We start from the raw sequence: 11,956 nt of genomic DNA, 5'->3' as shown, positions 1-11,956 counted from the left end.
AAATCCGAAGCTTTATTTCTTTCTGGCACAATTTCTATTCTTTTTTGAGCACATACATGCTTGAAAACAATTTATTATCATCAAATATTAAATTGATTTTATAAGCAGGATTTTTAATCTCTAAATAATTGGAGTACTTTAATCCCGGATCTCCTACAACATCATTTTTACCTATGATCTTTAATACATCCTCTCCTTTCATTCCTTTTTTCAACTGATTCCCAAAGGAAACCTCCACCGCTTCAAAATCATTGATCGCATAACCTTTCAAAATGTTATTTTCCTGATTATTTTCACCGTTTTTTCCAGCCGTGAAATAAAAATGAAAATTATTATAGGTATTTTGCTGCATCAATTCTTTGAGGTCTCCTTTTGAATCTACGGTGGTTATTCTTTCAAAATTTTTATTGAGTGAAGATTTAACAAAATCCGCTTCGGTTGAAGTACCAAGTGTAAGACCATTTATATTCCAGTTTTTATCAATTTTGATAACAGGTTTATCTTTGATATCTTTAGAATCGGTTCTGTTCTTGGTGAGTTCCTTCGTATAAGATTCATTGTCACATCCGCCAAAATCTATAAGTCCGTTCATAGCATCCCAATAACATGTTTTTGAAAGGTTTATATTATTCAGAATAATTAGCCTGTCATAGTCCGGTGCATAGAAAATATATCGATTGTCTTTTTTTACATTCCAGTATAGCCCATTATCCGTATTAGGATTTTTAATTCCCTTTCCGTACCGGCTTTCGAGCTTTTTTAGGATTTCTTTCTTCAGGGCAGGAGTTTTCATTTCTATCCTGAATCCATATATCATGGGATCTGCTTTTTGTTTTTTCAAAATTGCAGCAAGTTCTTTTTTATCTTTAAAACCCTGCATATCAAAATGACCTCCACCAAATTTTGTAATACTGTCTGTTTTCAATCGCTCGGAATTAATCTGGAAAAATACTTTTTGTCCTTTTAAATCTATTCCGTCAAACGTAAACTTCTCTGAATTATCTATTTCAATAAATAAACAAAAGGGATATTCAACAGTATTTACTTCAACCATATTTTTATTTTTAAAGTCGATCAGATCTTCAATGGACTCATTCAATCTCAATGTTGAAAGATCTGTTTTTCCCTGTCCTTTACAGGCAATAATTAAAAGTGAGCATACTACTAAATATAGGTATTTCATGATATTAGGTAACAATTAGTGAAAGACCAATATAGCAAGAAATAATGATTAGTATCCTATATCATGAATATTATACATTAAACTGCCGTAAATGATGATCCATGTGTTTATAAACAAACATGCCCAAATCCTCTGTTTTCATTTTCCCAAAGAAATTATGGATAAAATCAGGATTTGAATAGTTTTCATAAGCAGCAATCTGCTCCAACCATATTTTTTTATATAAGTCCGTATCTCCTGTTTTTTCTTTAATGGCAAATTCACCTGCCGGTACATTTTTATCCATGACAGCTCCTTCCCGCAATAATCTTTTTAAAGCCATTCTCCCAAATAGTTTTCCCAAAAATTCCTGTTTATACTCTTGTTTATTTCTTCCTAAAATCCAATCATTCCAAACGGTACAGTGTCTGATCATCTGATAAAGATTCATTTTTCCCCACTGTGCAGTCTTATTATCTGTTAGTGCACTGATCCTTTCGATCAGCTCCTGCCTGTCTTTATGTTCAAATATTGTTTTCATAACTGATTTTTATGTAAAATTAAAGAGCCTCTTTTTAAAAGGGGCAACGTATAAATGACAACATGCAGTGCATTTTGTGCCATTTAATTATGTACTTTTGAGTATACAAGCACTGATATTATGAAACATATTTCAATTATAGTGTATGAAGATGCCATGCCTACAGCCGTCTCCACGGTAACAGCACTTTTAAGCAGTGCCAATGAGATGGCATTAATGAATGGCAGGCCACTTCCCTTTCATATAGAACTTATCGGGATTCATCATAAAGAAGTTTCATCCGGGCTGCCTATGCAGTTTTGCTGTAGCAGAACACTGGCAGAAAAATTCGATACGGATGTTGTGATTGTGGCTCCCATGAAATCCGGACAGGAAGATGTGAATGCCATATTAACAAAAAATGCTGTACTGACGGGATGGATTCTGAAAAAGTATGAACAAAAATGTGAGATCATCAGTCTTTGTACCGGAGCATATTTCCTTGCTGAAAGCGGGCTTCTTGATCATATGCCTGCTACTTCACATTGGAACGCTATAGAAGATCTTCAGTATCGATACCCTTTGATCGATTTCAAACCGGACCATGTGGTTACCCATTCTAAGGCGATCATTACAGGTGGTGGCGGATTTTCATCATTGAATGCAATTTTGTATTTCATTGAAAAAAACTGCGGTAAAGAAGTGGCGGTTTCTTTAAGCAAATTCTATGCTCTTGACTATGGACGAAGTTCCCAGGGCATTTTTACAATCTTTTCCGGACAGCGCAGGCATAATGATGATGAAATCCATAAAGCACAAAGTTATATTGAAAAGGAATTTACAACAGAAATTTCAGTAGAACAGATCGCCAGCCAGGTGAATATGAGTCGCAGAAATTTTATCCGCCGTTTTAAAAATGCGACTTCCCTAAATCCTATAGAGTACATCCAGCGTGTAAAGGTAGAAGCTGCAAAGAAAGCTCTTGAATCTGGAGAACACAATATTGCTGACGTTACTTACAGTATCGGCTATAACGATCTTAAAACCTTCAGAACGGTCTTTAAAAGAATCACAGGACTCACTCCGGCAGATTACAGGAACAAATATAAAAGCCAGGAAATAGATTAAATCATTTTCCTTTTAAAACTCCATAAAAATGGGAATGAAATACCGTAGGAACAACTTTTACGTCATCACCGGTGGTCCCGGTGTTGGAAAAACAACTCTACTGAACGAGCTTGAAAATGCAGGATATCGGACAGTAGAAGAAGATGCAAGACAAATCATTAAAGAACAGATAAAAAATAAAGGAAATGGACTTCCATGGGGAAACAGAGAACTCTATACGGATCTTATGATCAGTGCATCTTTACAAAGTTATGAGGCTGTTTCTGCTGTTCGGGATGAGATTGTTTTTTTTGATCGTGGGATTATAGATGCTTTTTGCTATGCACGTATGATTCAATTACCTGTTACCTCTGAAATGAAAAATATTACCACAAACTATCTCTATAATCCCCAGATATTTATTCTTCCACCCTGGCCGGAAATCTACAGAACAGACGGCGAAAGAAAGCAAACCTGGGAAGAAGCAGCAGAAACTTATAATGTGATGAGGTCTACCTATATTGATTATGGTTATACGCCTATAGTTGTACCGCCTGATACTCCGCAGGCACGGGCAAACTTTATTCTCAGGAATATCATACAAAGTGATTTCCAACAATAAAAAGCAACCATTCTTACATTACAGCCCTTTGCAATAATCAGTTAAACGATTGCTTAAACATTAGGGGTGTAATATTCATTTTCTTTTTGAATAATTTATTAAATGATTGTGAATGCTCGAATCCCAGCTGATAAGCTATTTCTGCTACAGATAAGCTTGTGGTTGTAAGATATTCTTTCGCTTTTTCAATTAATTTTTCATGGATATGTTGCTGGGCATTTTGACCTGTAAGGTTACGAAGCATATCACTCAGGTAATGGGGTGACAGGTTCAGTCGGGAAGCCAGAAACTCAACGGTAGGAAGTCCATTTTGTAAGGTCTCCTGATCTTCAAAATAATTCTCCAGGATCTTTTCCATCCGGGAAAGAAGATCATTGCTTACGGTTTTGCGGGTAATAAACTGACGCTTATAAAATCTGTTGCTGTAATTGAGTAATACTTCAATATAAGATATAATGACATCCTGGCTGATATCATCAATCGCAGTATGGAGTTCTCCATTGATATTATCCAGCAATCCTACGATAAGCTTCTTCTCTTTGTCGGATAAGTGAAGTGCTTCATTTGTATCGTAAGAAAAGAAGCCATATTTCTTTATATTCTTAGCCAAGGGATAATTCCTAATAAAATCAGGATGTATGAATAAGGTATATCCATGGTATTCCGCTTCTTCGTCAGTGGACAGGATCTGGTTGGGAGCCGTAAACATCATTCCACCCTCGTTAAAGTCATAATATCCTTGCCCATATCCCATTTTCCCGTTTTCAGAAAATTTATATGATATCTTGTAAAAATTCAAGACAAAATTCCGGTTTAGTATTTCTTTATTTACACTCATTGTGGTATTATCCACAAGACTGATCAGAGGATGTAGCGGTTTGGGAACCTGTAATATATCGTGCAGCTCGGAAATAGAGGAAATTTTCAGAGGAGCATTATCTTTCTTTTCCATAATATAAATGTAAGCATTATTTAAAGTTAAAAAGACAGTGCAGTCGTTATATCTGCACTGTTCTTGAATATTTATATAAATTGCTTTCCGAATTGTTCACGGAATGCTTCTGCTCCCATCTCCAGACGTTGTGCATACAGCTCATTAGCATCTTTACCTGCAACATAGCGAAGTTGCTTTTTACCGTCGGTAGCAGCTTCATATACTACTTCAGCAATTAATTCAGGCTCTGAAGCCCCCTCCATCATGGCTTCCGTATTGGAAAACATAGTATTGATCATTGGTTCATATTCCGGTTGGGTACCCATATCCAGTGACCTACTGATAAAATCTGTTTTAATCCCGCCTGGAGAAACGGTTTTTATATCCACCCCGAAGGTATTCAGTTCAAATGCCAGGCTTTCGCTCCATCCTTCCAATGCCCACTTCGTGGCATGATAGGTAGATCCTAATGGAAAAGCAATCAAGCCTCCAATAGAAGTTGTAGTAATGAACATTCCGCTTCTCTTTTCCCTGAAATAAGGAATAAAAGCCTGTGTAACACGGATCACTCCCAAAAGATTGGTATTTAATTGTTTTACAATCTGATCATCTGTTAAAGCTTCCAAAGGTCCTATTAAACCATATCCCGCATTATTGAATACAAGGTCTATCGAACTCATCTCCAATGCCTTTTTTACTGTAGATTTGATCTGTTCCGGATTGGTAACATCCAAAGGAAGTAACGTTACGTTTTCTAAAGTATGCAGTTCGGTATCAGATTCCGGATTTCTCATCGTTGCTATTACGTTCCATCCTTTGCTTTGAAATAATTTAGCACTCGCTTTTCCAAGTCCTGTAGAGGCACCTGTTATAAAAATTGTTTTCATTTTTTGTTGTATTAAAATTACAATACAAATGTCCGCACTCGAAGAATGACTGAAGTTGCCAAAACGGATATTGATGTAGCCAAAATGGAAATCAGCCTTTTTGAAAGAAAAAATGGCTGAACATGGCTTATTTTTAAATGGATATTAATATATTTGACCCACTAAGGCCTCATAGTTCAATGGATAGAACAAAAGTTTCCTAAACTTTAGATCCAGGTTCGATCCCTGGTGAGGCTACACATCACCTTTTGTTCAAAGCTCTAAAAATAGTATCCCCCGAAACATTCAAAATCGGAATTAAACAAGCGGCAACTTTATTTGAAGTGAAAGTTCTTTTTTTCATAGTTGAAAAAAAGAACTTGACGCTACTTTGGTAAAGTAAGTTTCATAATTATTTTTGATAAACGACTAGTATAATTCACCACTTTATGATCATGATCATAAAAACAAATGTATAGCAATCACTATTTTTGAATACGAAACATCACCTTAATAATAATTTTCATCATTTAGTCTAAAGCTTCCCTCCAGCGGGAAGCTTTTATTTAATAAATTATTACATGCTTATATGTAATGCATTTGCAGCAGGGGCTTTTCATTTATGAGAAGCCCTTTTCCCTTATTTCAGAATTGTAATAAACATAATTATAATTACCTGGAGTCTTACAAAACATAGATTTCTTAATTTGTTTTGTGATCGCTATGTTTTAAATTAAATTTGTATTTCCATTATTCCTCATAACAATAACACGTATTTTACATGATAAAACAATTTTTCAGCCTGGCTATTATTTTGTCGACAGCCATTTGTTCCGCACAGAACAGCTTCAAAGTAATCCCATTGGGGATTTATGGTGGAGGTTATGAAAGTAATTTATCCAGCTACATGGCTGCTCCGGTGCATTCTGACAATTATATTACTCTTGATGCCGGAACAATACGTTCCGGAATTGAAAAAGCAATAGAGAAGGGAAATTTTAAACAAAATTCTGCATTGCAGGTGATCCAACAAAATATCAAAGGCTATCTTATCTCCCATGCACATCTTGATCATGTAAGCGGATTGATCATCAACAGCCCGGATGATACAAAAAAGTCCGTGTATATACTACCTTCTGTTGGAAACATCATTACAGATAAATATTTCTCGTGGCAAAGCTGGGCTAATTTTACCGATACCGGAGAAACACCCAGGTTAGGTAAATATAAAATGATCAGTCTGGAAGAAAACAGGGAAATACCTCTAACAGACACAGAAATGTATGTGACAGCTTTTCCGCTTAGCCACGTCAACCCTTATCAAAGTACAGCTTTTCTTTTACGGTATAATGACGATTACCTTCTTTACCTGGGAGATACGGGAAGCGATCGTATAGAAAAAAGCAATAAGCTCGAAAAACTATGGAAACAGGTTGCTCCATATGTAAATAAGCAAAAGCTAAAAGGAATTCTAATAGAAGTTTCTTTTCCAAATGAACAACCGGATAAATCATTATTTGGACATCTTACTCCAGCTTTATTGGAAAATGAATTGAATATTCTGAACGGTTTTTGTCAACCCGAAAAACTAAAAAACGTCCCCGTAATCATTACCCACCTGAAACCTGTGGATGATAACATAGAGAAAATCAAGAAGCAACTGAAGGAAAAAAATACTTTGGGAATCCGGTATATTTTTCCTGTACAAGGAGAAAAAATCACTTTGTAAAAAGATAAACAGGTTTTTTAAATAACAGATAATTTCCTACTACATAATTCATTACATTTGTTTTACAACTAAAACTATGTACTATGAAAAATTTAAAATCATTGGAAAGAAGTGAACTAAGACGTATTAATGGTGGATACCTGCAATGTCCTGCCAACCTGGAATGTGGTGATGACTGGTGCTGCATTAACGGAGCATGCCGTCCAAGATCACAAGCAGGGCCTAATGGGTTATGCATGGCCATTATTATCGATTAGAATTGATCAAAAGGCAAAGAAAGTTATTCTTTGCCTTTTGATTTTACCGTACTTCTATACCCGCTTCTATATAAGGTTTTAAATAATCAGAATCGGGATCAGCTTCTGTGATGATCACATTCAGGGAATTCGTGGCGCATATGTAAAAGGATTCCGATTTTCCCAGTTTATCTGAGGTCGATAAGGCAATCGTACATTTTGAAGTTTCTATCATTACTCTTTTAACCAGACTATCTTCGTAATCATCTCCCGTCACACCCATCTCCAGATCAATACTGCAAACACCTAGTAGACAGATATCTGCCCTGATATTTCTTATACTTTGTATGGTTTCGTATCCTGTTGTAGAGAATGAAATTTTATTCAGCATTCCCCCCATAAACAAAACTTCAATTTCTGTATGGTCTTCCAAAAGAGAAGCCACAGGAAAGCTATTGGTGACAACAGTTAAAGCGATATCCTTTGGCAAATTCGCTACTACAGCCAATGCTGAGGTTCCTGAATCCACAAGCAGAACCATTCCGGGAGTGATATATTCCAAAACCTTCTCTGCAATCATCTTTTTGTGGGCCACATCAATATTCTGTCGGTCCTTAAAATGCAACGGCATTGATGACCGTTGAAGAGCACCACCACGGACAGCTTTAAGCAACCCTTTATCGGATAATTCTTTAATATCCCGGCGTATGGTATCTTCAGATACTTTAAGAGTTTTGCTCAATTGATCAAGCAAAACCTTTTTGTCCTTGGCCAGATATTCCAGAATGCGATCCTGTCTTTCAGCTTTTATCATAACACAAATATAGAATATATTTGTTGCAAATAATTGCAAAATGAAAAATAAAAAAGAAACGATCGCTATAGATATGGACGGTGTAATAGCAGATGTAGAGGCACAATTAATCGACTGGTATCACAGGGATCATGGCATTTTAATCAGCCGGGAAGATATGATTGGTAAACCGGAACCGGACGCTTTTCCCAACAAAGAAGTAATATTCGAATATCTGCAAACTCCGGGATTTTTCCGCACCTTGCCAGTGATGCCTGGTGCCATAGAGGTAGTACAGGAACTGATGAAAGATTATGATGTATATATTGTGACAGCAGCAATGGAGTTTCCGCTTTCATTATATGAAAAATACCAATGGCTGCAGGAGCACTTCCCTTTTATTTCATGGAAAAATATCATTATGTGCGGAGATAAGAGTGTAATCGATACGGACTACCTTATTGATGACCATATTAAAAATCTGGATTTCTGTAAAGGAAGACCAATTATGTTTAACGCAGGACACAACAGTAATATAGATCACCATCAAAGAGTAAATACATGGGGTGAAGTACGGACATTATTCAATGATATCAGGAATTTAAGTAAATCTGAAGCTGTTTAAGCCATCAGGAATAATCGTAACGATTTGATTTATCTAAACTGAAATAATTTATTCTAACAACTAACCCTTCCTATTATTGGAAGGGTTTCTTTTTACAGGAACATTTATCTTATAATAAAAGAAAACCGGTGAGATATGGCCTCACCGGTTAAAAAAACAAAAATTGATATGGATATGATTAGTTGTGTTATTTTTATTATACTTTCCAAAAAACAAACCGTAATAATTGAGAGTAATTATCTCTCTATTTCTTATTGTTATTTTGCTACAACAAATTTATATTTATTTAGACTGAATAAAAATAATAAACACCATGACATTTATCAGTTTAGCCTTATTTTAAGTATCCATAAGACTATAACGGGTATTTATTACCGGTCAAAGCTTATGTTTACCAAATAATCAAGCCACTTACAAAAGTGGCTTGATTCATTAATCTAAATTAAAATATTCATCATATTGGGGGAATCATTGAGATATGATTCATAATACCCTGCCTGCTTCATTCTCTTTAATAATCCTTCAAAGTCTGAAAAAGAAGGAACTTCAATACCAACGATCGCTGAAGCAGTTTCCCGGGAATTCCTTTTGGTATATTCAAAAAAAGTAATATCATCCGATGTTCCCAAAACACTCAGAACAAATTCTTTAAGAGCACCCGGTCGCTGAGGAAATTTTACAATAAAATAATGTTTCAATCCTTTATAAAGCATTGCCCTTTCTTTAATCTCCTCCGTCCTTGTAATATCATTGTTACTTCCGCTTACAATACATACAACATTTTTTCCTGCTATCTCTTCTTTACAGAGCTCCAGTGCAGCTATCGTCAATGCACCTGCAGGCTCAAGCACCATTGCATCCTTGTTGTAAAGTTCCAATAAAGTTTCACATACTTTTCCTTCATGAACAGCAATACACTCATGGATATGGTCCCTGCAGATTTCAAAAGTAAGGTCACCTACCTTTTGAACAGCAGCTCCATCTACAAATTTATCAATGTGCAACAATTCGATATTGGTTCCTGCTTCTACAGATGCCTTCATCGATGCAGCTCCCTTTGGTTCTGCAATAATGATTTTCGTTTGAGGTGATAAAATCGAAAACACAGTGATAATGCCAGCAGCTAACCCACCTCCTCCAAGTGGTACAAGTACAAAATCTATAGGATCTTTTGCTTGTTCCAGAATTTCCATGGCCAAGGTAGCCTGGCCTTCAATGATTTCCACATCATCAAATGGATGAATAAATTCAGCTCCCGAATTTTCACTGTATGCTATGGCCGCATTCTTTGAGTCATCAAAAGTATCGCCTATAAGCTTTATTTCAACATACTGTTCCCCAAACATGGCTACCTGCTCCAGTTTTTGCTTAGGAGTCGTGACGGGCATGAAAATCGTTCCGTTGATCTTCAGTTTCCTGCATGCAAAAGCAACGCCTTGGGCATGATTTCCTGCACTGGCACAAACAACACCATTTCCGGTTTTATCATCTCTGTGGAGGCTGTAGATTTTATTATAGGCACCCCTGATCTTATAGGAACGGACCGGTTGCATATCTTCCCTTTTCAAAAAAATATTCGCTCCAATCTGTCTGGAAAGTCTAACGCTTTCCTGCAGTGGTGTTGTATTGACAATATTTTCCAGGGTTTTCCGGGCCTTTTTAACAGCATCTAAGGAAGGGAAAGTAATGGTTTTACTTTTCATATTCATATTCTCTATCCGGACGTAACGATCTTACGACTTTCCCGGCTTGCCATAATTCGCTGTTTCTCAATTCTTCAAGCTCTTTGTTAAGGCCTTCCCTGTAATTTTCTTTACTGTTACTTGAAATTGATTTTTGTGATTCAGTTCCTTCTTTCACACTTTGATATAGTTCTTCAAATACAGGTTTAGTAGCATCATAAAACTTTTTCCACCAATCTAAAGCTCCTCTTTGGGCTGTTGTTGAACAGTTGGCATACATCCAATCCATTCCGTTCTCTGCCACCAAAGGCATTAAAGACTGTGTTAATTCCTCAACGGTTTCATTAAAGGCTTCGGAAGGTGAATGTCCCTGAGCTCTCAATACTTCAAACTGAGCTGCAAAAAGTCCCTGTATTGCACCCATCAATGAGCCCCTTTCTCCTACCAGATCACTATATACTTCTTTCTTAAAGTTGGTTTCGAACAAATATCCGCTGCCTACCGCAATCCCTAATGCAATTACTTTATCCTTCGCATTTCCCGTTGCATCCTGATGGATGGCATAACTGCTGTTCAATCCCTTACCTTCCACAAAAAGTCTTCTTAAAGATGTTCCGGATCCTTTAGGCGCCACCAAAACCACATCTACCTCTTTAGACGGTACGATATTAGTCTGGTGATTATAGGTAATTCCGAAACCATGTGAGAAATATAATGTTTTTCCAGGGGTAAGGTGTTTTTCTAATGTTGGCCAGAATTCAATCTGTGCAGCATCACTTAAAAGATAGCACAGAATAGTTCCTCTTTGTGCTGCTTCTTCTAATTCAAATAATGTTTCACCCGGAATAAATCCATCTTGTACTGCCTTATCCCAACTTTTAGAATTCTTACGTTGTCCGACAATTACATTGATTCCGTTATCCTGAAGGTTTAAAGCCTGACCAGGTCCCTGGATACCATATCCTAAAACCGCTACAGTCTCATTTTTTAATACATCCTGCGCTTTTTCAATTGGAAATTCTTCTCTTGTTACTACATTTTCTTCTACTCCTGCAAATTTAATTAATGCCATAATTTTGTTTTTAATTGTTATTTTTCCGGCCAATTCTGGCCACATTATATATATTGAACTTGTGTTTTTTATTGATAAGCCATTTTTTCAAGGGCCGTCAGCTTTTTATGGAAAGCTTCATTGGATTTAATAACTGCTACTCTTCCGCTTCTGATAAACTCTATAAGACCATGGGGCTCCAGAAGGTCAAGGAAACGGCCTATTTCTTCATGATGTCCCACAATCGTAAAAACAGTATAATCATTTCTTACACTTACGATGGTTGCACCATATTGTCTTAAAATCCTTTCAACATAGAATTTTTCAGAAACGACATTGGTTTCTATTTTAAAAAGTGCCAGTTCCTGCCATACGATTTCTTCATTGGTATTGTAATATACTTTTATCACTTCTACCAGCTTCTGAATCTGGCGGGATATTTTCCTTACAGTTTCATATGTAGTTTCCACTACAATGGTAAACCTGGAAATACCTGTAATTTCTGTAGGTGAAACATTCAGGCTGTCTATATTAATCCCCCTTCTAGAAAAAACCGTTGCTATTCTGGCGAGTAATCCTACCTGGTTTTCTGTGAAAACGCTTATGGTGTATTCCTGTTTATTCATCAT

13 protein-coding genes and 1 tRNA gene are annotated in these 11,956 nt (G+C 36.4%); 6 read left to right on the top strand and 8 right to left on the bottom strand.

The window, feature by feature from the left end; all coding sequences use genetic code 11:
* Positions 1 to 34: 34 nt before the first annotated feature.
* On the bottom strand, positions 35 to 1,183 hold the full coding sequence (locus tag PFY10_02375; protein ID WBV57287.1) for a hypothetical protein: 1,149 nt from the start codon (positions 1,181 to 1,183) through the stop codon (positions 35 to 37).
* Between the two features lie 70 nt (positions 1,184 to 1,253).
* Positions 1,254 to 1,703: a DUF1569 domain-containing protein gene (locus PFY10_02370; protein ID WBV57286.1), complete on the bottom strand. Its 450-nt coding sequence runs from the start codon at positions 1,701 to 1,703 to the stop codon at positions 1,254 to 1,256.
* 120 nt (positions 1,704 to 1,823) lie between these two features.
* Between PFY10_02370 and PFY10_02365 the strand changes: the two genes are divergently transcribed.
* Together PFY10_02365 and PFY10_02360 are read left to right on the top strand one after the other, a co-directional pair.
* Positions 1,824 to 2,810: a helix-turn-helix domain-containing protein gene (locus tag PFY10_02365; GenBank protein ID WBV57285.1), complete on the top strand. Its 987-nt coding sequence runs from the start codon at positions 1,824 to 1,826 to the stop codon at positions 2,808 to 2,810.
* A gap of 34 nt (positions 2,811 to 2,844) precedes the next feature.
* A complete protein-coding gene (locus PFY10_02360) occupies positions 2,845 to 3,411 on the top strand; it encodes an AAA family ATPase (GenBank protein ID WBV57284.1) in 567 nt (188 codons plus the stop codon).
* A 37-nt stretch (positions 3,412 to 3,448) separates the two neighbouring features.
* Here the strand turns inward: PFY10_02360 and PFY10_02355 are convergent, their stop codons facing one another.
* On the bottom strand, positions 3,449 to 4,363 hold the full coding sequence (locus PFY10_02355; protein ID WBV57283.1) for a helix-turn-helix transcriptional regulator: 915 nt from the start codon (positions 4,361 to 4,363) through the stop codon (positions 3,449 to 3,451).
* 71 nt (positions 4,364 to 4,434) lie between these two features.
* Positions 4,435 to 5,232, bottom strand: a complete 798-nt coding sequence (locus PFY10_02350; protein WBV57282.1) for an SDR family oxidoreductase — start codon at positions 5,230 to 5,232, stop codon at positions 4,435 to 4,437.
* Positions 5,233 to 5,397: 165 nt separating this feature from the next.
* Here PFY10_02350 and PFY10_02345 point away from each other — a divergent pair.
* The 3 genes from PFY10_02345 to PFY10_02335 all read left to right on the top strand — a co-directional run bounded on the left by PFY10_02345 (position 5,398) and on the right by PFY10_02335 (position 7,197).
* A tRNA-Arg gene (locus PFY10_02345) sits at positions 5,398 to 5,469 on the top strand.
* A 523-nt stretch (positions 5,470 to 5,992) separates the two neighbouring features.
* Entirely contained in the window at positions 5,993 to 6,940 is a 948-nt protein-coding gene (locus PFY10_02340; protein ID WBV57281.1) for a 3',5'-cyclic-nucleotide phosphodiesterase, read from the top strand.
* Between the two features lie 83 nt (positions 6,941 to 7,023).
* Positions 7,024 to 7,197 carry a hypothetical protein gene (locus tag PFY10_02335; protein ID WBV57280.1) on the top strand — a complete coding sequence of 58 codons (174 nt, stop codon included), beginning with the start codon at positions 7,024 to 7,026 and terminating at the stop codon, positions 7,195 to 7,197.
* Between the two features lie 43 nt (positions 7,198 to 7,240).
* Here PFY10_02335 and PFY10_02330 read toward each other — a convergent pair whose 3' ends face one another.
* Positions 7,241 to 7,990 carry a DeoR/GlpR family DNA-binding transcription regulator gene (locus PFY10_02330; protein ID WBV57279.1) on the bottom strand — a complete coding sequence of 250 codons (750 nt, stop codon included), beginning with the start codon at positions 7,988 to 7,990 and terminating at the stop codon, positions 7,241 to 7,243.
* 40 nt (positions 7,991 to 8,030) lie between these two features.
* Here PFY10_02330 and PFY10_02325 point away from each other — a divergent pair, with 40 nt between their 5' ends.
* Positions 8,031 to 8,594 carry a 5'(3')-deoxyribonucleotidase gene (locus tag PFY10_02325; GenBank protein ID WBV57278.1) on the top strand — a complete coding sequence of 188 codons (564 nt, stop codon included), beginning with the start codon at positions 8,031 to 8,033 and terminating at the stop codon, positions 8,592 to 8,594.
* Positions 8,595 to 9,031: 437 nt separating this feature from the next.
* Here PFY10_02325 and ilvA read toward each other — a convergent pair whose 3' ends face one another.
* From ilvA to ilvN, 3 genes are all read right to left on the bottom strand, one after another.
* Positions 9,032 to 10,297 (bottom strand): threonine ammonia-lyase IlvA, encoded by a 1,266-nt coding sequence (gene ilvA / locus PFY10_02320; protein ID WBV57277.1) that lies wholly within the window; start codon positions 10,295 to 10,297, stop codon positions 9,032 to 9,034.
* Positions 10,287 to 11,348, bottom strand: coding sequence for a ketol-acid reductoisomerase (ilvC, locus tag PFY10_02315; GenBank protein WBV57276.1), 1,062 nt, complete (start codon positions 11,346 to 11,348; stop codon positions 10,287 to 10,289). Before ilvC ends, ilvA begins: the two co-directional genes overlap by 11 nt.
* A gap of 68 nt (positions 11,349 to 11,416) precedes the next feature.
* Positions 11,417 to 11,956 carry an acetolactate synthase small subunit gene (ilvN, locus tag PFY10_02310; protein WBV57275.1) on the bottom strand — a complete coding sequence of 180 codons (540 nt, stop codon included), beginning with the start codon at positions 11,954 to 11,956 and terminating at the stop codon, positions 11,417 to 11,419.

The sequence above is a fragment of the Chryseobacterium daecheongense genome (genome assembly GCA_027920525.1).
GTDB lineage: Bacteria > Bacteroidota > Bacteroidia > Flavobacteriales > Weeksellaceae > Chryseobacterium > Chryseobacterium proteolyticum.
Note: the sequence above shows the minus strand (reverse complement) of the source record. Positions and strands in the feature narration are given on the sequence as shown.